Here is a 21,751-nt window from a genome sequence, read left to right on the forward strand (position 1 = left end):
GCCACGCCGCACACGATCGACGGGCAGTTCAAGCACCGGATGGTCGTCGCCGAGGGTGGCTTGCCAATACGCGTATTGCGCTTCCAGCATCGCGTCGCTGGTGTGCTCGCGTTGCCATGCAGCATAGTCGCCGTATTGAATCGGCAGTGCTTCGGGTGGGGTCACCTCATGACCTAACGCCGCTGCATACGCGTTAGAGAACTCGCGTAGCAAGATGCCCTGCGACCACGCATCCGACACGATGTGCGGCATCGCGAAGTGCAACACCGCTTCCTGTTCGTTCACAGCGAGCAGCGCCACCTTCAGCATCGGACCCTGACGCAGATCGAGCGGGGCGTGAGACAGCGCTTGCAGTTGCGTTTCGCCTTCGTACGCGGCTTCGTGCCAGCCGTAGCGCGGTTGCTCATCCACCACTTGCCACGTCTGCGCATCCTCTTCCACGAAGCGCGTGCGCAGGCTTTCATGACGGGTCACCAGCGTATCGAGCGCCGTGCGCACCGCGGCCTTGTTCAGCTTGCCCTTCAGTCGCACCGCTCCCGCAATCGTGTATGCCGCACTCTGCGGCTCCAGATTCCACAGGAACCACAAACGCTCCTGCGCGTGCGTCAGCGGAATGCGACTGTCTTTTGCACGCGCACGAATCCGCTCGACCGTCTGACGTTCACTCGCTTCCAACTCCGCCGCCAGACTCTCCAGCACGGGATGCATGAACAAGGTCGCCAGCGATACCTCACGCCCCATCTCCTGACGAATGCGCGAGGCCACCTGCATCAGCAAGAGCGAATGCCCGCCCGCTTCGAAGAAGTTCTCCGTCACGCCGATATCGGCTCGATTCAGCACGCTTCGCCAGATCGACAGTAATTCGGCTTCGAGCGGTGTGCGGGCTGCGACGTGTTCCTTGTGCGAGGGCGCTTCGGGTGCCGGGAGTGCCGCGCGATCCACCTTGCCGTTGGGCATCAGCGGCAAGGCATCGAGTGCGACGAATGAGGAGGGCACCATGTACGACGGCAGCCGTGCTTCCAGCGTGCGACGCAGCAGGCGTACGTCATCCTGTCCGACCACGTAGCCGACCAGTTGACGTGATTCGCCTTCGCCTGTGAGCGCCACGATCGCCGCGCTCACGCCTTCGATCTGGCGCAGCGCTGCTTCGATCTCACCCAGTTCGATGCGGAAGCCTCGCAGCTTCACTTGCTGATCCAGTCGCCCCAGAAAGTCGATGCCGCCATCCGCGCGGCGACGGCACAGGTCTCCGCTTCGGTACATCCGTGCGCCCGGCGTGCGCGGGTCCGGCACGAAGCGCTCCGCCGTGATATCCGCGCGGCCCAGATAGCCGCGTGCGAGCGTCAGCCCGCCGATGCACAACTCGCCGAGTCCTCCGACCGGTGCTTCGTTGCCGAAGCGGTCCACCACTTGCACGCAGCGCGATGCATACGGCTCGCCGATCGAGACGATGCTCTGCCGGGTGTCCGCCTCATTCGTCTGCCGATACATGCAGGCGACTGTCGTTTCGGTGGGACCGTAGAGATTGTCAAGGCGGATGTGCGCAAGGGGTCCACGTCGCCATTGCGCGAGGGCATCGCCCGGCAAGCCCTCTCCGCCGACGGTGATCTGGCGCAGTGCGGCCAGTTCATGTGCGGGCGGTGGTGTGCGTAGCCACTGCTGCCAGTACGCGGTCGGTATGCGCGAGAAGGTCACGCGCGCATCGCGCAGATGGCGACTCGTCGTGTCGATATCCCAGAGTTGCGGGCCACGCATTTCCACTTGTCCGCCTTGCATCAAGGCAGGCAGCATTTCGTGCAATGCGACGTCGAAGTTGATGGTCGACGACTGAAGCTGCGTATCGTCCGATGTGATGCGGTAGCACCCGATGAAGTCGTCCAGATGCCGTGACAGCGAGACGTGGCTCACCGCGACACCTTTGGGCTTGCCTGTGGAACCTGACGTGTAGATCACGTAGGCGAGTTGTTCGGGGTGGATCGATACATCGGGTGCCGTGTCCGCAAGCATCCCTACGCCGTTCACATCTATCACATCGATGCCTTCGAACAAGGCTCCGCATTGCCCGAGCGTGTCGGCGTCCGCAATCACGCATTGCACGCGGGCATCGTCCAGCATAGTTTGCAGGCGTTCGGCGGGATAAGCCGGATCGAGCGGCACGAAAGCGCCGCCCGAACGCAGCACGCCTACCAATGCAGCGATTAACGCAGGCGAGCGCGTCAAGCACAGGCCCACACGCGTTTCCGCACGCACGCCGCGCGCAATCAACGCATGCGCAATCCGCGCCGACCATGCCTGCAACTCGGCATAGCTCAGGCGCACGCCTTCGCAATGCACCGCATTGCCGATGCGTTGTTCGGCCACGCGTGCGCCAACGGGCGCGAATGCGTGTTCAGCAAGCGCAGGAGCAGAAGCCGGTGCATCGAGCGTCAACGCGCCGAGGTGCACATGGCCATCGACCGCAATCTGGCTCAGCAGCGACACGTAATGATCGAGCAAGCGCGCTACAGTCGATTCATCGAACACGTCACGCGCGTAGGTGAACGACACCTCCAGTCCGTCCCCACGCTCACGCGCGTTCAACACCAGATCGAAGCGGGCCGCACCCGTACCCGATTCCATCGGCGTCACACGCAGCCCCGGCATCGCGAACGCATCACGCCCGAGCGCCGGTTCGAAGTTGAACATGACGTTGAACAGCGGCGTCTGCGCCAGGCTGCGGCCCGGACTCAAGGCATCGACCACGCGCGAGAACGGCACCGCCTGACGCGCCTGCGCTTCGAGTACGCGCTCGCGGACGTGCGCTATCAGCTCGTCCACGTTACGCAGCGTGGCCAGCTCGCTGCGGATCACCAGCGTATTGACGAAGAAGCCGATCAGCGCCTGCGTGTCGCCATGTTCGCGCCCCGCCACCGGCACGCCGATACGCACGTCATCGCTGCCGCTGTAGCGCGCGAGCAGCACGTCGAAGACCGCGAGCAACACGACGAACGGCGTGCTTCGATGACGTTGCGCCGCGGCCGTCACCGCTCGCTGCACGGACGCTTCAAGCGCGATGCTCACACGCGTACCATCCTGACTGCGCGTGCCCTGAGGCGAGCGATCGAACGGCAGGGCAAGCAGGGGTTCGTCGCCGGCCAGTCGCATGCGCCAGTACGCCAGATCGTCGTCGAGGCGCGCAGAGGCATACGTGTCACGCTGCCAGCGTGCATAGTCCGCGTACTGAATCGGCAAGGCGGGGAGCGCCGCACTCCGGCCACCTCGCGCATTCGAATATTCGCGCGCGAACTCGTCGATCATGATCCGCACGGACCATGCATCCGACACGATGTGATGCATGACGAATTGCAGCACATGCTCGTTGGTCGCCAGTCGCAGCAGCGTCACGCGCAACAGCGGACCGCGTTCGAGCGAGAACGGCGCACGCGCGATGGCGCGAAGCGCGGCATCGACACTTTCCTCGCGAACAGCCTCCGGAACGTCCGCGAAATCGAGCACCGACCATGCCGGCTCCGCAATCAGCGATGCAATCTGCACCGGGCCCTCGTCGCCCTCGACGAAGGTCGTGCGCATGCTCTCGTGCCGCGTGACGAGTGCCGTGATCGCCGCGCGCACGGCATCGCGATCCAGCGCGCCTTCCATCCGCACCGCGCCCGACAGGTTATAGGCGGCGCTTTCGGGATCGAGGCGCGAGAAGAAATACAAACGCTCCTGCTCGAACGAAAGCGGCGCAGGCGCGCGACGGTCCTCATGCACGGCGATGCTTCGCGGACCGCGCGTACTGTCGCGCGCCCCGTCGACCACGGATGCAAGCGCCGAAAGAACCGGATGCGCAAATACGGCCTGCACAGGCAGATCGATATCGAACGCGGTCCTGATGGCAGCGATCATGCGCAACGCGCGCAAGGATTCGCCGCCGAGCAGGAAGAAGTCGTCGTTCGCGCTCACAGCATCGACGCCGAGCACGCTCTGCCAGATATTCGCGATCGCGAGTTCCGTGGCGGTGCGCGGGGCATCCTTTATCGCGTCATCGGTCTCATGCCGAGGCACGGGCAAGGCATTGCGATCGAGCTTGTCGTTATGCGTGCGCGGCAACGCATCGAGCGGGACGAACCGCTGCGGCACCATGTAGGGCGGCAGATGACGCGCGAGTTCCGCCTGCCATCCGGCGGTCTCGGCATCGATGCCGCCCACAGTGACGAGATACGCAACGAGCATCGGCTGGCCGGCGACCACCTTGACCGCAGCGGCGGCATCGCGCACGCCTTCCAGACGGCGCAACGACGCTTCGATCTCACCCAGTTCGATGCGAAAACCGCGCAGCTTCACCTGATGATCGGCACGCCCCACGTACGCCAGGCGTCCGCCTTCGATGCGGCACAGATCACCGGTTCGATAGAGCCGCGCGCCGTGCGTGAATGGATCGGGCACGAAGCGTTCGGCCGTGAGCGCGGCACGGCCGAGATAGCCGCGCGCGAGGTTCGTACCACCGATGCACAGTTCGCCGATACCGCCCTTCGGCACGCTGGCACCATCGGCGTCGATCAGATGAAAGGTCGTGCCTTCGATCGGCTCGCCGAGCGTGGCGCGTGAATCATTCAGTTGTGCGATGCTCGACCAGATGGTCGTCTCGGTCGGACCGTACATATTCCACAGTTCGACGCCGCGTGCCTGCAGGCGTGACGCGAGTTCTGCGGGCAAGGCTTCGCCACCGCACAAGGCCTTGAATGTCGCGCCTGCGCCGGACGTGCCCTGCCAGCCGCCTCCGAGCAATACGTTCCAGCCCATCGGGGTGGCCTGCATCATGGTCGCGCCCGAGCGTGCGATCAATGCCGCGAGACGTTCGCCATCGGTGACGTCCTCGCGCCGCGCAAGCTCGATACGCGCGCCGGTCACGAGCGGCAGATAGAGCTCGAGCGCGGCGATGTCGAACGACAGCGTGGTCACGCTCAGCATCACGTCGTCAGCGCCGATGCCGGGGCGCACACGCATGCTGGCGAGGAAGCGCGCCAAGGCATCGTGCGAGATGCCGACACCTTTGGGCTTGCCCGTCGAGCCCGACGTATAGATCACATACGCCAGTTGCGAGGCGTGAATGTTAGCGAAAACACCTGCGTCGTGCGAGGGCGCATTCATCGTCTGTGCGAGACGGATCACGCGGGCGACGACGCCATCGAACGATCGCGCCGTCGTGTCGTCTGCGATCACGAATGCCACGCCGGCATCGTCAAGCATGTAGGCGATGCGTTCGGCAGGCAGCGCCGGATCGATCGGCACATAGGCGGCACCCGAACGCATGACGCCAATCAGCGCCGCGACCATGCCCGCCGAACGCGCCGTGCAGATGCCCACGCGCGCCTCGTGTCGTACGCCGCTGGCGTGCAGATGCGCTGCGATGCGGTTCGCCCATGCATCGAGTTTGGCGTATGTGGTCGATTCGTCGCCGCAGCGCACGGCGATGACATCGGGCGTGCTCGCGGCCTGCATCGCGATGAGTGCGGGTGTCGGCGTGAACGTGTAGTCAATCAACGGACGCGCGTTCGCTTGCGCATCCGCCGTGCGGTCCAGTTCGATCTGCGTCGCGCGAATGCCCGCATCGCGGACGATGTGTTCTAGCACGGTCACGTAATCATCGAGCAGACGATGAATGGTCGATGCATCGAAAATATCGGTCGCGTAGTTCAGGCCGAGCGTGAGCGCATGGTCGCCGGTCACTTCCATCGACAGATCGAACTGCGCGCTGTTCGTCGTGCTTGAAAGCGGCGTGATCTGCACGCCCGGCAGATTCAGTTCGGCGGCGGTCTGTTCGCTGTAGTTGAACAACACCTGAAACAGCGGCGTATGACTCGTGGTGCGTTGCGGTTGCAGACGCTCGACGAGCCTCGCGAAAGGTACGCTGGCGTTGGACTGGGCATCGAGTACATGCTGGCGTACCTCGGCAAGCAAGGCCTCGAAGGGCTGCGTGCCGCGTGCCTCCATGCGGATGACGAGCGTGTTCACGAAAAAGCCGATCAGCGGCTCGGTTTCAAGACGGTCCCGTCCCGCTTCGGGCACGCCGATGCGGATATCGCGCTGGCCGCTGCATCGGCCGAGCAGGAGACCGAAGGCGGCGAGCATCGTCATGAAACGCGTGACGCCCTGCGTTTGCGAGAGTGTATCGAGCGCTTGAGAGAGCGTCGGATCGAGGCGGCGTTCGAGTGTAGCGCCGGCGCTGGTGCGTGGGCCACGCCGCACACGATCGACGGGCAGTTCAAGCACCGGATGGTCGTCGCCGAGGGTGGCTTGCCAATACGCGTATTGCGCTTCCAGCATCGCGTCGCTGGTGTGCTCGCGTTGCCATGCAGCATAGTCGCCGTATTGAATCGGCAGTGCTTCGGGTGGGGTCACCTCATGACCTAACGCCGCTGCATACGCGTTAGAGAACTCGCGTAGCAAGATGCCCTGCGACCACGCATCCGACACGATGTGCGGCATCGCGAAGTGCAACACCGCTTCCTGTTCGTTCACAGCGAGCAGCGCCACCTTCAGCATCGGACCCTGACGCAGATCGAGCGGGGCGTGAGACAGCGCTTGCAGTTGCGTTTCGCCTTCGTACGCGGCTTCGTGCCAGCCGTAGCGCGGTTGCTCATCCACCACTTGCCACGTCTGCGCATCCTCTTCCACGAAGCGCGTGCGCAGGCTTTCATGACGGGTCACCAGCGTATCGAGCGCCGTGCGCACCGCGGCCTTGTTCAGCTTGCCCTTCAGTCGCACCGCTCCCGCAATCGTGTATGCCGCACTCTGCGGCTCCAGATTCCACAGGAACCACAAACGCTCCTGCGCGTGCGTCAGCGGAATGCGACTGTCTTTTGCACGCGCACGAATCCGCTCGACCGTCTGACGTTCACTCGCTTCCAACTCCGCCGCCAGACTCTCCAGCACGGGATGCATGAACAAGGTCGCCAGCGATACCTCACGCCCCATCTCCTGACGAATGCGCGAGGCCACCTGCATCAGCAAGAGCGAATGCCCGCCCGCTTCGAAGAAGTTCTCCGTCACGCCGATATCGGCTCGATTCAGCACGCTTCGCCAGATCGACAGTAATTCGGCTTCGAGCGGTGTGCGGGCTGCGACGTGTTCCTTGTGCGAGGGCGCTTCGGGTGCCGGGAGTGCCGCGCGATCCACCTTGCCGTTGGGCATCAGCGGCAAGGCATCGAGTGCGACGAATGAGGAGGGCACCATGTACGACGGCAGCCGTGCTTCCAGCGTGCGACGCAGCAGGCGTACGTCATCCTGTCCGACCACGTAGCCGACCAGTTGACGTGATTCGCCTTCGCCTGTGAGCGCCACGATCGCCGCGCTCACGCCTTCGATCTGGCGCAGCGCTGCTTCGATCTCACCCAGTTCGATGCGGAAGCCTCGCAGCTTCACTTGCTGATCCAGTCGCCCCAGAAAGTCGATGCCGCCATCCGCGCGGCGACGGCACAGGTCTCCGCTTCGGTACATCCGTGCGCCCGGCGTGCGCGGGTCCGGCACGAAGCGCTCCGCCGTGATATCCGCGCGGCCCAGATAGCCGCGTGCGAGCGTCAGCCCGCCGATGCACAACTCGCCGAGTCCTCCGACCGGTGCTTCGTTGCCGAAGCGGTCCACCACTTGCACGCAGCGCGATGCATACGGCTCGCCGATCGAGACGATGCTCTGCCGGGTGTCCGCCTCATTCGTCTGCCGATACATGCAGGCGACTGTCGTTTCGGTGGGACCGTAGAGATTGTCAAGGCGGATGTGCGCAAGGGGTCCACGTCGCCATTGCGCGAGGGCATCGCCCGGCAAGCCCTCTCCGCCGACGGTGATCTGGCGCAGTGCGGCCAGTTCATGTGCGGGCGGTGGTGTGCGTAGCCACTGCTGCCAGTACGCGGTCGGTATGCGCGAGAAGGTCACGCGCGCATCGCGCAGATGGCGACTCGTCGTGTCGATATCCCAGAGTTGCGGGCCACGCATTTCCACTTGTCCGCCTTGCATCAAGGCAGGCAGCATTTCGTGCAATGCGACGTCGAAGTTGATGGTCGACGACTGAAGCTGCGTATCGTCCGATGTGATGCGGTAGCACCCGATGAAGTCGTCCAGATGCCGTGACAGCGAGACGTGGCTCACCGCGACACCTTTGGGCTTGCCTGTGGAACCTGACGTGTAGATCACGTAGGGGCGGGGTTCGGGGTGGATCGATACATCGGGTGCCGTGTCCGCAAGCATCCCTACGCCGTTCACATCTATCACATCGATGCCTTCGAACAAGGCTCCGCATTGCCCGAGCGTGTCGGCGTCCGCAATCACGCATTGCACGCGGGCATCGTCCAGCATAGTTTGCAGGCGTTCGGCGGGATAAGCCGGATCGAGCGGCACGAAAGCGCCGCCCGAACGCAGCACGCCTACCAATGCAGCGATTAACGCAGGCGAGCGCGTCAAGCACAGGCCCACACGCGTTTCCGCACGCACGCCGCGCGCAATCAACGCATGCGCAATCCGCGCCGACCATGCCTGCAACTCGGCATAGCTCAGGCGCACGCCTTCGCAATGCACCGCATTGCCGATGCGTTGTTCGGCCACGCGTGCGCCAACGGGCGCGAATGCGTGTTCAGCAAGCGCAGGAGCAGAAGCCGGTGCATCGAGCGTCAACGCGCCGAGGTGCACATGGCCATCGACCGCAATCTGGCTCAGCAGCGACACGTAATGATCGAGCAAGCGCGCTACAGTCGATTCATCGAACACGTCACGCGCGTAGGTGAACGACACCTCCAGTCCGTCCCCACGCTCACGCGCGTTCAACACCAGATCGAATCGCGCAGTCTGCATCTCCGAAGAAATATCCGCGACCGTCAGACCCGGCAGTTCGATCGGGCCGCCCTGCGCACCGAGGTAATTGAACATGGTCTGAAACAGCGGCGTGTGTCCGAAACTGCGCTGCGGCTGCAACTCCTGCACCAGCCGCGAAAACGGCACGTCCTGATGCGCATAGGCGGCAAGCGTGCGCGCGCGCATCTGCGTGAGCAGTTGCATGAACGTCGATGCCTCGTCCATCCGCGCGCGCAACACCAGCGTATTGACGAAGAAGCCGATCACCCGCTCGGTCTCGTCGCGGTCGCGTCCCGACACCGGCACGCCGACGCGAATATCGTCCTGCCCGCCATAACGCGAGAGCAAGACCTGATAAGCCGACAGCAGCGTCGTGAACAAGGTCGCATCGGCAGCCTGCGAAACGCGACGCAACGCGGCCGCCGTGCGCGCATCGACGGTACGCGCAACGCTCGCCCCCGCCGAACGACGCATGCCGGTACGCACGCGATCGAAGGGCAGTTCGAGCACCGGTTGCTCACCGCCCAATTCGCCACGCCAGTATGCCAGTTGACCGGCCAGCGATTCGTCGTCGAGCCATTCGCGCTGCCACGCCGCGAAATCGCCGTACTGGATCGGTTCGTCATCGCGTCCGTGCGTGGACGGCGCAACGCCCAGTTCGGCGCGATACGCAGAAACGAATTCATCGACGAACACACTCATCGACAAGCCGTCCGACACGATGTGATGGATCGCGATATGCAGCACATGATCGTCCGGCGCACTCTGCAGCAAGGTCACGCGCAGCAGCGGTCCGTGTTCGAGATCGAAGGCTTCGTTGCTGAGCGCATCGAGCGCGGCCTGCATGTCTTCAGGACACGTACGCTCGCGCCACGCATAGTCCGCCGTTCCCGTTACTTGCATCGGCACGCCATCGCGTTCGATGAAATGCTTGCGCAGGCTCTCGTGCCGTGCGACCAGACGATCGAGCGCCGCCCGCACCGCGCGCCGGTCCAGCGTGCCCTGCAAGCGCACCGCGCCGGTGATGTTGTACGCCGCACTCGCCGGATCGAGCTTCCATAGGAACCACATGCGCTCCTGCGCATGCGAGAGCGGAAACATCGCACCACGGTCCGGAAACGGCACGATCGGCAGACGCGATGCCTGCATGCCGCGCGCGCGCAACTGATGACGGAACTGCCTGCGCTTCTCGGCGGGCAACTGCACGTATGCCTTCGATACGGCGAGCAAATCGGGGACGGCTGCGTGTGTCGTGTCGCTCATGTCTCTATGTTCTGTCCTGCGATGTTCAGCTTTCGCTCTGATCGTTGTGCGTCTTCGAGCGCGGCGGCATGCCGGCCTGCCATTGATCGACGCTCGTCAGGCGCTTGCCCATGCTGTCGTGGCGCGCGGGATTGAGCTTCTCCGTGTGACGCTGCGGCGCGGCATGACGCGGCGCATAGGCATGACCGAGCGCATGCGCTTGCCCCTGCGCCTTCTTGCGCTTGAGGAACGGGCAGCGGTCTTCGGCGGCGATGTTTTCATCGGTCAGGAAATACTGCTTCCACTCGAGATTGCCGGGATCGCCGTAAAAGCCGAGATCCGGGTGCGCGCTCACGTCGTCCCATGTTTCAAGGCGTTTTCTCACCTGATTGCGCGCCTCGCGGCCGATCACCTTGTTGGTGATGGTGTCCACGAACACGCTGCGCGGCTGGAACAGCAACACCATGCCCGGACCGAGATTGCGGCTGTGACGCACCTTGAAGGTCGGCAGCGCGCACACCACGAACATTTGCACACCCGCGAACGAGAACTCCCATTCTTCCTGCGACGGATCGGGCTGCTTGTCCGCTTCGGGATCGGGATCGACATCGTGCAGATGTTGCAGCGTCTGCCAGAAGAGGTCCTGATACTGCTCGTGCGTCAAGGGCTCGTCGTCCGGCTCGAAGAACACGGCGATGTTGTTGCGGCGAAACTCCGGACGGGACGCCAATGTCGAGAAGGTCTGCATCGTCGCGGGCAGGTCGCGAATGTCCTTGCCGTTCACCCACGCATAGAACATCTCGCCGCGCCGCTCGGCAATGGTGCCGAAGAAGCACGGGTATTCCGGATGCATCACCTGCTCGCGCAGCGTCGCATACGAACCCGCTAGCCACGCAGGCGCCTGCGCCGCCGCGCCGGTGCGGGTTCCCGAAATCACGCGGCTGGTCCAGTCACTGGCATCGAAGTGCGCAACGTCATCGTTTGATTGCATTGTCATTCCTGTTGGTCAACACCACCCATGCGACGCGCGTCGTGTGCCGTTCATTGCGCCACTGGGCAAAGCGTGGCCGGCGCGCCTCGTCGATGCCCTGTTTCCAAGGGCTTTTCGTGCTGCTCGATTTGTGGGGTGCGTCTGCCTGCGCTTTCTGTCGAAGCGCCTGGAATGTCACGCGGATGCGTGCGCGTCGAGTTCGACGACCAGCGCCTGAACCCAGTCGTCGGGAATGATCGGCTGATGGTAGGTGCATTCCGGCGAGGTAACGGTCGAGCCATGCAGGCGTCCGTCCGGAATCAGCACCATGTCGCCCGGATGCATGTCGAGCTGCATGCCGACATTGCCCCAGAACAGCATGTCGCCTTCCTGAATGGTGACTAGCCGATGATCGTTGTGGACATGCGTGGTCGAGCACATTTCCAGCGGTTCCACGAAGGTCTCGCGATCGATATCCGGGCATTCGCGATCGATCCGCGCGCTGATGCGATGCGCGAACTCCACGTAGCGCCGGATGGCCGACAGCCAGCGCAATTGTTCACTCAAATCCCAGCGCGCACGCTCGGCCAGACGCTCGCCCGCGATCACACCCTGCACGGCCTGCGCGACCGCAGCGCCGTTGACCTGCTGCGCGGCGTGTTCGAGCGCCTGCGCGAAGCGCGCCGCCAGTTCGGCACGACGCACGACGACATCCGCGGGCTTGCGGCTGGTCGGCTGAAGATGCGCACACGCCTTCTCCAGTCCGATGCCGAACGCGAGCCACTCGGCTTCTGCTGCAAAGGCCGCGCCCACGAACGCAAAGGCACGGTCCGGCCTGCGCGCGAGCGCGTAGAGCAGGTTGCATTTGGCGAGACTCGTCGGCAGATAGAACTGCCAGTACGCATGCTGCTCGCGCGTGAGACCCGCAAAGCCAGCAACGCGGCGCAGCAGTGCATCGTCGGGAAGATCACCTGACAGCGTCGGGCGCGTGTCCACGGGCAGGCTGTCGAAAAATCCGCTCGCGCTGGCTCGCGCCAGGGCGCGACGCTTCGACAAGGCCAGCGACCAGCGCTGAACCATGATGAAGCGCAATCCTTCTTCGAGATAGTCCTGACGCACGAGACGCGCGAACGAACGCTCCCAGAAGGCACTTTCTTCATCGACAATCTGCATCAGACGCGCGGCGGCGGCGTCCGGGCTTTCGGTCGAATCGGCGTCGAGCGACAGATACTCGAATGCATAGGCTTCGAGGAAAGGCGCGATCTGCGCACCGAGCGCGCGGGTGTCGTCGCGATAGAAGTCGGCATAACGCGACCATTCTGCCGCGCTCGTATCGTTCGGTAGACGTGCCACATCGAGTTCATAGATCGACAGCAGCGTGCGGTTCGACGCCAGCGCAGGCAGGCGGCTAACGTTATGGTTGCGCACCGGCTTTCTGAACTTGAGGAACTCGAAATCCTCCGGACGCAGCGGGCGCCGATGATAGTCGCTGTCCAGCACCAGCTCATCGACCGTCGCGCTGCGGTACGGCGTGGCGGCGGCGAACTGCCGGATGAGCGAGAGATAGTGCTCGCTCTTTCCATCGAAGGAACTGAAGTCGAAGAGCGGTGGCACGGGCTGCGTCATGATGTGGATGTCCTTTCTTTGCTTGTGTTGCCTGAATGTCCTGGACTGCTGCTATCGGCTGTCGACTATCGGCCGGTCATGGCGACGAGCACGCGGCGTTTGCCCTTGAACGGCGCGCGACCGTGCGACATCAGCACGTTATCGAGCGCAAGGAGATCGTTTGGCTGCCAGGGAAACGACAGCATGGTGTCGCGGTACACAGCGCGGATTTCATCGAGCATCGCGGTGTCGATCGGCGCGCCGTCACCAAGAAAGGTGTTACGCGGCAGGCGGTCTTCATCAACGATTTCGAGCAGCGCTTCGCGCACGTCGTCCGGCAGGTTCGATACGTGGAACAGATGCGCCTGGTTGAACCACACCGTCTCGCCGGTCTGTGGATGGACCAGTTCCGACTGGCACACCTGGCACGTGCGCAAGGCTTCGCCATCGTCGAGCCACTCGAATGCAATCCGGTTGGCGCGGCAATAGCGTTCGACCTCGGCGCGGTCTTCGGTACCGAACACCTGTTCCCACGGCACATCCAGACCATTGCCGAAATTGCGCACGTACATGATCTGCTTCGATGCGAACAGCCGGCGCAACGCCGGATCGAGCCGTTGATAGACGACGCGGCTGTCGGCAACCGGAGTCGCGCCGTTTTCTTCGGCGGCGATGTCGCAATAGAAGAAAATCGACTCCGGCCAGCGCAACGTATACGATTGTTCGTTATGCTGATCGATCCATTGGTCAGCCGGATATTCGGTCGATGAGAATACGGCCCCGCCAATCCGGCTGCGCGGCGTGGAACCGAACTCATAGGCCTGCAAGGTTTCGCCGAACAGCGACGCGAAGCGGTCGAGTCCTTGCGCGCCCAACGACGCGAATCCGCGCAGCAGTACGCCACCGTATTCGCGCTTCGCCTGTTCGATGCGTGCCTGCAAGCCGCTCGCGCAGGCATCGGGCAATTCGCCATCGGCCGGGCGGAGTTCGAGCACGCGCGTACCGTGATGTTCGATCACGCGCTCGTGCAGCGCGATTTCCGGGATGTTGATCAGTGCGTCCATAACTCGGGCTGTTGCGTGCGAACCTCCACCAGCGTCGATGCGACGATGGCCAGCACCGCGTCCAGCTTCTCCTCGATGAAGAAATGCCCGCCGGCGAAGCGATGCACCGTGCAGCGGTGTCGCGTCTCGTGCGACCACGCATTCACGTCGTCGCGATTCGCCGTGGCGCTGTCGCCGTCGCCGATGAACACATCGATCGGACACGCCAGCGGCTCACCGCGCGCCTGCACGGGATAGGTGCCGCACAGATGAAAGTCCGCACGCAGCACGGGCAACATGAAATCGACGAACTCGCGGTCTTCGAGCAAGGCCTCGGGCGTGCCGCCGAGCTTGCGCAAACGCTCGATCATGGCGTCGCGCGTGCACGTGAGCCAGTGTTCCTCACGCGCACGCCGCGAAGGCGCGACACAGGCCGACACGCCGAACCACACCGGCTGCCGTCCCGTCCTGCGTTCGATCTCGCGAATCAGTTCGATGCCGGTGAGCGCGCCCATGCTGTGACCCATCACGGCATAGGGAACGTTTGCGTCGAGTTGCGCGAGAACGCAGGTAGCGAGCGCATCGGTCAGATCGGGCCATGCCGTATGCGGCGGCAGCGCGCGCAGTGCTCCGTGACCGGGCAGATCCTGCGCCCGCACGCGTGCGCCGAACGGCAAGGCTTGCGCCCAGCGTCGGTACAAGAGCGCGTGGCCGCCTGCGTGCGGCAGGCAGATCAGGTCCACGAGTTGCATGGCCGTGTCGTCGACGAATGCGCTCATCGCTTCAGTGCGCCGTGCGCGCCGCCCGCTTCGCGTCCTCGTCGGCCATGTGCTTGCGCAGGCTGAGCGGCCGCATGTCGGTCCACACCTCGTCGATATACGCAAGGCAATCCGCCTTGTTGCCGAACTTGCCGACGGCGCGCCATCCCGCCGGAATCGCCTTGAAATCCGGCCAGATCGAGTACTGTTCCTCGTCGTTCATGACGACGTGGAAGGTGGTGGTGTCATCGCCCCAGCTCATCTTTGCTCCTTGATAGCCGCGCTTAATTGAGAATCACTCACGAATATGACGACACGATGAGACGGGTCGTCGAAACTTCGTGCGGGATACTCACCCTTCACACGACTTTTTACGTGAAATTCTTGTGAAAACCTTACTACGTGTAAACGCGAATCGTTCCTATTTAGATAGAGCACGATAGAGGGTTGAGGGCAGGAAGTCAAGACATCGAGGCCGATATCGATATTCATTCGAGTGTAACGACCGGGTCATCCGACGGCTTTCCGGCCGCCAGTTCAAGTACCGGCGCGGCTCGCCGAGGTGCGATGAGGGTTTACCGTGTAAATGAGAATTGTTTATACTCAGCGGCCGACGGCGAACCGGCCCAACGCGGCCCGTCACGATGCTTCATGTGACCTCGCTGCAGATCCCATTATTCGAACACTCAATGAGACGCCTCCAACGCGGACCCTTTCGGTTTGTTCTCCTGCTCGCTCTCGTCTGTCTCGCGGTCCTATTCTGGGCGCTGCTGTTTCGGATCACTGAACATATTGATACCGTGAAGATCGGGCGCGGCAATATCGAGTCGAGCGTGGCCGCGCTCGGTACGCTGCAGCCACACAGCTATGTCGATATCGGCTCGCAGGCCTCGGGCGAAATCCGCCGCATCGGCGTGCAGCCGGGCGATGTGGTCAGGAAGGGCCAGTTGCTCGTCGAGATCGATCCGAGCGTGCAGCAGGCGAAATACGATGTGGACCGCTCCGCCCTCACCAGCCTGCGCGCGAAACTCGCGAGCGAGCAGGCGAAGTTCGCCTTCACGCAGCATCAGTACGAACGTCAGCGTCGCATGATGTCCGAAGGCTCCACGCGCGACGAAGACCTGCAAAGCGCCTACGCCGCGCAGCAGGAATCGCGCGCGAATCTCGACGATCTGCGCGCGGAGATCGAAGGCGCACGCGCCACGCTCTCCGGCGACGAGGCCCAGCTCGGCTACACCAAAATCTACGCGCCGATGTCCGGCACCATCGTCACCCTGGATGCACGCGAAGGGCAGACGCTCAACGCGACCTATCAGACACCGATCATCCTGCGGATCGCCGATCTCTCGACCATGACGGTATGGACACAGGTCTCGGAAGCCGATGTGCTGAAGGTCAGGCCCAGCATGCCGGTCTATTTCACGACGCTCGGCGCGGATGACCACCGCTGGACCGGCACGGTCCGGCAAATCCTGCCCGCGCCGCCGAACACCGCCGCGCCTTCGGCCGATGGCCAGCCGCCGCCCGCCGCCAGCGCGAACAACACGGGCAAGGTGGTGCTCTACACCGTGCTGTTCGACGTGCGCAACGAGAGCAATCAACTGCTGCCGCAAATGAGCGCGCAGGTGTTCTTCGTCGCGCAGGAGGCGCATGACGTGGTGGTCGCGCCCTTGTCCGCACTCAAGCCGGCCGACGATTCGAAGTCCCGCTACACCGCGCAAGTGCTGGATGACGGACACGTGATCACGCGGCAGGTCAGCGTCGGCGTGCACGACCGGCTGAACGCCGAAATCCGCTCGGGCCTCGCGCCCGGCGACCAGCTCGTCACCGGTATCCGCCGCGTGCGCGCCGCCGACGGCAAGTTCCAATGGTGAGCCCGCTGATCGAGCTGCGCGAGGTGCGCAAGTCCTATGGGGGCCACGGCGACGAGCCGCCCGTCGACGTGCTGCGCGGCGTGTCGCTGTCCATCGAGGCGGGCGAGTTCGTCGCGATCGTCGGGGCATCCGGTTCGGGCAAGTCGACGCTCATGCATATCCTCGGTTGTCTCGATCGCCCTACATCGGGCAGTTATCGCTTCGCGGGTCAGGATGTGACGAGCTTCGGCGCAGACGAACTCGCGTGGCTGCGGCGCGAGGCCTTCGGCTTCGTGTTTCAGGGCTATCACCTGATTGCGACCGAATCGGCACGCGAAAACGTCGAGGTGCCCGCGGTCTATTCCGGCGTGAAACCCGAGGCACGCCGCGCCCGCGCCACCGAACTGCTGGCGCGGCTGGGACTGGCCGAAAGGCTGGAACATCGGCCGAACCAGTTGTCGGGCGGACAGCAGCAGCGCGTGTCGATCGGCCGCGCGCTGATGAACGGCGGCCATATCCTGCTGGCCGACGAACCGACCGGCGCGCTGGATTCGAAGAGCGGCGCGCAAGTCATGACGCTGCTGGACGAATTGTCGGCGGCGGGTCATACCATCATCCTGATTACGCACGACCGGCAGGTGGCGGCGCGCGCGCGGCGCGTGATCGAGATTCGCGATGGCGAGATCGTCGCGGATTCGGCGCACGCGAGCACGGAGCCCTCGTCGCGCGAAGGCGTGCTCGATGCGCAAAGCCTGCTCGGCTCGATGTCTTCGTCCTCGGCGCGCACCGCCTCGTTCATCGCCGATGCCAGCGAAGCGCTGCGGGCCGCGTGGCGCGTGGTGTGGATCAACCGCTTTCGCACCTTGCTGACCCTGCTCGGCATCATCATCGGCGTGGCCTCGGTGATCGTCATGCTCGCGATCGGGCGCGGTACGGAGCGCGAAGTGATCGCCAAAATGGCGAGCTTCGGCACCAACCGCATGTACGTGACGCCCGGCGGCGACAATGCGCGTGGCCCCGGCGGCACCCTCGACATGGGTGATGTAGCGCGCGTCGCCCAAATACCGAATGTCGGCGTGGCGATGCCTTTTCTGATGGGCCAAGTGACGCTGCGTCACGGCAACGCAGATATCCACACCAGCCTGTGGGCGGTGAGCCCCGATGCCTCGCGCGTGCTCAACTGGACGCCCGTGCACGGCGTGTTCTTCGACGACGACGACGAGCGCCGCCTCGCCACCGTCACCCTGATCGGCAAGCGCGTGCGCGAAAAGCTGTTCGGCGCGGCGAACCCGGTCGGCGCGCATATTCTGGTCAACAACGTACCGTTTCTGGTGATCGGCGAGCTCGAAGAAAAAGGCGCGACCTCGGGCGATGCCGACGACGACGACGTGATCCTCGTGCCCTACTCCACCGGTGCGCGCCGCGTGCTCGGCACCACGCATCTTTCGTGGATTTCCGTGCTGATCGACGAACTCGATCTCGCCGCCGAGACCGCGACGCAGATCGGCAGCGTGCTCGAACGCGCGCATCACGTGCGCGATTTCCAGATCTACAACCGCGCCGCGTCCGTCAAGGCGCAGACCGAAACCCAGGACATGCTCACACTGATGCTCGGCCTGATCGCAGGCATTTCGCTGCTGGTCGGCGGCATCGGCGTGATGAACATCATGCTCATGACGGTCAAGGAGCGCACGCGCGAGATCGGCATCCGCATCGCAACGGGCGCGCGCCAGCGGGATATCCTGCGGCAGTTCCTGACCGAGGCGACGCTCGTATCGGGCATCGGCGGAGCGCTGGGCGTCGTGATCGGCGTGCTGATCGGCGCGGTGCTGATCGCCGCCAACGTGCCGACGATCTTCTCGGTGCGGGCGATCCTCGGGGCCTTCGCGTGTGCGCTCGCCACCGGTCTGGTGTTCGGCTTCATGCCCGCGCGCAAGGCGGCACGGCTCGATCCGGTCGTAGCGCTGTCGAGCGAGTGAGGATGCGATGAAACGACGTCTGCCGCTCATTTCGCCGCTCGCCTTGCCGCTCATCTTGTCCGCGTGCCTGAGCAATCCGCCACCGCCCGCCGCCGATGTTGCGGTGCCGGCGACTTACCGCTTCTCATCGTCCTCGACTACCGGCGATGCCGTCAGCGCCGACTGGTGGCGCGGCTTCGGCAGCGACGAACTGGACCGGCTGGTCGCCCAGGCTTCGATCGGCAACTACGACGTCGCCGCCGCCATCGCACGCGTGAAGCAGGCGCGCGCCAATGCGACCATCGCCGGCGCGGCGCGTCTGCCGAACCTCAGCGCTTTCGCCGATGCCAGCCGTCAGGGCGGCTTCATGGTCAACAACGATCTGCCGAGCGGCAGCGCTTTCGACGCGGGCCTGCTCGCCAGCTACGAAATCGACTTCTGGGGAAAGAACCGCGCCGCCAGCGATGCCGCCATCGCACGGGTGCGGGCCTCCGAATTCGACCGCGCGACCGTGCAGCTCACGCTGAGCGCCGATGTCGCGAATGCATGGCTCCAGACCGTCGCGCTGCGCGAACGCGAAGGGATCGCGCAAGGCAATCTCGATACCGCGCGCGGCATTCTGCGCACGGTCGAATCGCAGTACCGCGCGGGCTTCGTCACCGCGCTCGATGCCGCGCAGCAGCGCACGCTGGTCGCCGCGCAACAACGCGCAGTGGCGCAACTGCGTCAGCAGGCGGGTGACAGCGAAGCGCAGCTTGCGACCCTGCTCGGCGTACCGGCGTCCGGCTTCACGATCGGCACCCGCTCGCTCGATGCCCTGCGCGCACCGGACATCGGTGCGGGCGTGCCGTCAACACTGCTGATGCGGCGACCCGATATCGCCTACAGCGAAGCGCAACTCGCCGCCGCCCACGCGAATGTCGCCGCCGCGCGCGCCGCGATGTTCCCGACCATCACGCTGTCGGCGTCCTTCGGCACCGGCAGCGACCGCGCGCAACGCATTTTCGACAATCCGCTCTACACCATCGCGGCGGGCCTCACTGCGCCGATCTTCGACGCGGGCGCGCTGGCCGCCGGACGTGATCTCGCACTGGCGCAGCAGGAGGAATTGCTGGCGACGTACCGGCAAGCCGTCGTCACGAGTTTCGCGGATGTCGAACGCGCGCTGAACGCCACCGCCGGTACGGACGCACAGAGCCGGGCCCAGGACGACGAACTGCGCGAAGCCCGCCACACGCTCGAACTCGCGCAAAGCCGTTACCGTGCGGGCGCGGAAACCGCGCTCACCGTGCTGGACGCGCAACGCACGCTCTACACTGCCGAGGACGAGCGCGTGCAGGTGCGTCTCGCACGGCTGCAGGCGGCGGTGTCGACGTATCGCGCGCTGGGTGGCGGCTGGCGTGCGAACGATGCGCGCTGATGATGCGTTCACACGGCATGCACCAATGTCAAAAAGCATCCGTAAACGCAAACTCGAACCTGGCCCTGGGCGCATACGCGCGACTTGTTTCCCACGCCCATGGCGGCAAACGCGTTTTACCCGAACGTCAGCCCGTCATCGAGACGCGAATTCACGCGCTAGCCGAGCATGGTATCGAGCGGCTCGTTCGGCCAGCGCTCGTCACGCTCGGCCTGTGTCTGGACGATGGTCGTGATCGGACAGCGCGCGCAGGGCTTGACCATGCGCAGAACGATGCCGTCGGAAATTAGCGTATCGACGAAATCCTCTTCGATCCCGCCGAGTCCCGATACCACCCCGTCGGGCCAGAAGCGATCCATCGGAATGGCGGGTGCGCCCTTTTTTGCGCAAGGCGCGCGTCGAGGTTGTCGAGCCAGGCCTCGTCGATGACGATGGGCCGGCTACTGATGAAACTTGCATCAATCTTCTCGAGCTCAAAAGCGCCGCAAGCTGGCCAAACGGCCGAGCCTAACCGGCAGTTGCGCCTTCGTCGCAGCGCGGAAACAGTCGGTCCAGCTAGACTTGCAAATGCGAATGATTTGCAATTAGGTACGTTTTGGACGATCATCTGGGTCTTTCAAGCGAATCTTCCGCCGAACATGGATACCGTTTTGTCGCCTAAAGCCGCACAGGATACCCAGGGCGCCAACCTCGCCGCTCAACGCCGGCAGGACGCCGACACCGTGCTGCGATCCCTGCTCTCGCGCCAGTCACACTGGCCGCTCGTCGAACCGGCACCGGGCGATGACGAACTCGCGCTGATCGTCGATGCGGCATTGCGCGCACCCGATCACGGCCGCCTGCGTCCCTGGCGCTTCGTGCTGGTCCGTGGCGACGCGCGCGAGGCGCTGGGCCAAGTGCTCGTCGATGCCGCTCGCGCCCGCGCCCCGGCTGAACCGGCGGAAACGCATGAACATCGCCGGCAGCGCGCGACGGCCGCACCGCTTGTCATCGCGCTCGGCGCGGCGGTGGATCCTGCATCGCATATTCCGGAAGTCGAGCAACTGCTGTCGGTCGGCGCGGCCGCCATGAACATGCTCAACGCCATTCATGCGCTCGGTTACGGCGGTTTCTGGGCGACCGGCGCGGATGCCTACGATGCGCTTCTGCATCAAGCACTCGACTTCGATGCCAATGAACGCCTGTTGGGTTTCCTGTTCATCGGCACGCCGAAACAACAGTCGCGCAGCGCCAAACGCCCCGCGTGCGCCGCGCATCTGCGCGAATGGACCGGCGTCGGGCACACGCATGCCATCATTTCCGCGGTGAGCGAATCATGAGTATCAGCATGCTCCCGATGCGCGGCCCGTCCCTGCTTGACGATGCATTCGAGCAATTTCCCGATGCCGACGATCAACTCGTGACCGACGCCGTGCGCGCGTGGTTTCGCCCAGACTGCGATGCGGTGCGCGGGCGCAAGACCTGGCAGGACGTGTTGCTCGACGCGGGTCTGTCGCGCGACGGCCTGCAATGTTTCGACCTGTTGATGGGGGAATGGTCGATCGCGGCGCGGCGCCCGCTCGACGTCCGCTGCCGTTGTTCGTCCGAACTCTCCTACGACGAAACCCAGTTGCTTCAGGTGCTCGCGCATTTCCAGTCGCACGATATCGTGTCGGCGCGCAGCCTGCTGAATGCCTGGTTCTCGTCGGGCGAGATCGTGTCGCTTTCGCGACATCGCACACTGCTTCGCGACGACGCTCTTCGATGTCGGCGTGCCACTGCGCAATCGTGAACGCCGCGTCACCTATCTGCAATGAGCACGATGATTGAAAGCACGACGCTTGCTGCCGTCGAATTGCCGCGCGAAGAGGAATGCCCTGAGACCGCGTTCAGGCGTGCACTCGCCCCGCGATTCGTCGCTCATCCGCTGAATTTTCATGCCGATGCGAAACCCCTGCTCGACGAAGCGGGATCGGTCTGCCTTGAAGTGACCCCCGAAAGTTGGACGGTGTGACAGCTGTGCTGTTGCGAGCAGAGACCGGTATGCGACCGGGCTCACGCCTCCTAGCTTCATCTTGATACGTTTGTGATTGTAGT

13 protein-coding genes are annotated in these 21,751 nt (G+C 64.1%); 5 read left to right on the forward strand and 8 right to left on the reverse strand.

Annotated features, from left to right (window positions below; genetic code table 11):
• The 6 genes from NCT04_RS33420 to NCT04_RS33445 all read right to left on the reverse strand — a co-directional run.
• Nucleotides 1-10,089 (reverse strand): non-ribosomal peptide synthetase (locus NCT04_RS33420; RefSeq protein ID WP_250470104.1); only part of this gene is annotated, 10,089 nt, incomplete at its 3' end.
• A 25-nt stretch (nucleotides 10,090-10,114) separates the two neighbouring features.
• Nucleotides 10,115-11,059, reverse strand: a complete 945-nt coding sequence (locus tag NCT04_RS33425) for a YqcI/YcgG family protein (RefSeq protein ID WP_250470105.1) — start codon at nucleotides 11,057-11,059, stop codon at nucleotides 10,115-10,117.
• Between the two features lie 174 nt (nucleotides 11,060-11,233).
• On the reverse strand, nucleotides 11,234-12,664 hold the full coding sequence (locus NCT04_RS33430; protein ID WP_250470106.1) for a cupin domain-containing protein: 1,431 nt from the start codon (nucleotides 12,662-12,664) through the stop codon (nucleotides 11,234-11,236).
• Between the two features lie 65 nt (nucleotides 12,665-12,729).
• Nucleotides 12,730-13,707 (reverse strand): TauD/TfdA family dioxygenase, encoded by a 978-nt coding sequence (locus tag NCT04_RS33435; protein ID WP_250470107.1) that lies wholly within the window; start codon nucleotides 13,705-13,707, stop codon nucleotides 12,730-12,732.
• Entirely contained in the window at nucleotides 13,695-14,465 is a 771-nt protein-coding gene (locus NCT04_RS33440) for a thioesterase II family protein (protein WP_250470108.1), read from the reverse strand. Before NCT04_RS33440 ends, NCT04_RS33435 begins: the two co-directional genes overlap by 13 nt.
• Before the next feature lie 4 nt (nucleotides 14,466-14,469).
• The gene (locus NCT04_RS33445) at nucleotides 14,470-14,706 is read right to left on the reverse strand and encodes an MbtH family protein (protein ID WP_250470109.1); all 237 of its coding nucleotides are present in this window, start codon (nucleotides 14,704-14,706) and stop codon (nucleotides 14,470-14,472) included.
• A 427-nt stretch (nucleotides 14,707-15,133) separates the two neighbouring features.
• Between NCT04_RS33445 and NCT04_RS33450 the strand changes: the two genes are divergently transcribed.
• Genes NCT04_RS33450 through NCT04_RS33460 form a run of 3 tightly spaced genes read left to right on the forward strand, consistent with a single transcriptional unit; the run spans nucleotide 15,134 to nucleotide 19,675 of the window.
• Nucleotides 15,134-16,318, forward strand: coding sequence for an efflux RND transporter periplasmic adaptor subunit (locus tag NCT04_RS33450; RefSeq protein ID WP_250470110.1), 1,185 nt, complete (start codon nucleotides 15,134-15,136; stop codon nucleotides 16,316-16,318).
• Entirely contained in the window at nucleotides 16,312-18,276 is a 1,965-nt protein-coding gene (locus NCT04_RS33455; protein ID WP_250470111.1) for a MacB family efflux pump subunit, read from the forward strand. Before NCT04_RS33450 ends, NCT04_RS33455 begins: the two co-directional genes overlap by 7 nt.
• Before the next feature lie 7 nt (nucleotides 18,277-18,283).
• On the forward strand, nucleotides 18,284-19,675 hold the full coding sequence (locus tag NCT04_RS33460; protein WP_250470112.1) for an efflux transporter outer membrane subunit: 1,392 nt from the start codon (nucleotides 18,284-18,286) through the stop codon (nucleotides 19,673-19,675).
• Nucleotides 19,676-19,833: 158 nt separating this feature from the next.
• Here NCT04_RS33460 and NCT04_RS33465 read toward each other — a convergent pair whose 3' ends face one another.
• Entirely contained in the window at nucleotides 19,834-20,034 is a 201-nt protein-coding gene (locus tag NCT04_RS33465; RefSeq protein WP_250470113.1) for an MOSC domain-containing protein, read from the reverse strand.
• 279 nt (nucleotides 20,035-20,313) lie between these two features.
• Between NCT04_RS33465 and NCT04_RS33470 the strand changes: the two genes are divergently transcribed.
• Together NCT04_RS33470 and NCT04_RS33475 are read left to right on the forward strand one after the other, a co-directional pair.
• Nucleotides 20,314-20,994, forward strand: coding sequence for a nitroreductase family protein (locus NCT04_RS33470; protein WP_250470114.1), 681 nt, complete (start codon nucleotides 20,314-20,316; stop codon nucleotides 20,992-20,994).
• A gap of 80 nt (nucleotides 20,995-21,074) precedes the next feature.
• Complete coding sequence (locus tag NCT04_RS33475) at nucleotides 21,075-21,446, forward strand: hypothetical protein (RefSeq protein WP_250470115.1); 372 nt, start codon at nucleotides 21,075-21,077, stop codon at nucleotides 21,444-21,446.
• A gap of 12 nt (nucleotides 21,447-21,458) precedes the next feature.
• Here NCT04_RS33475 and NCT04_RS33480 read toward each other — a convergent pair.
• A partial coding sequence (locus NCT04_RS33480) for a hypothetical protein (RefSeq protein WP_250470116.1) occupies nucleotides 21,459-21,751 on the reverse strand: 293 nt, incomplete at its 5' end.

The organism is Caballeronia sp. GAFFF2, from assembly GCF_023631485.1.
GTDB lineage: Bacteria > Pseudomonadota > Gammaproteobacteria > Burkholderiales > Burkholderiaceae > Caballeronia.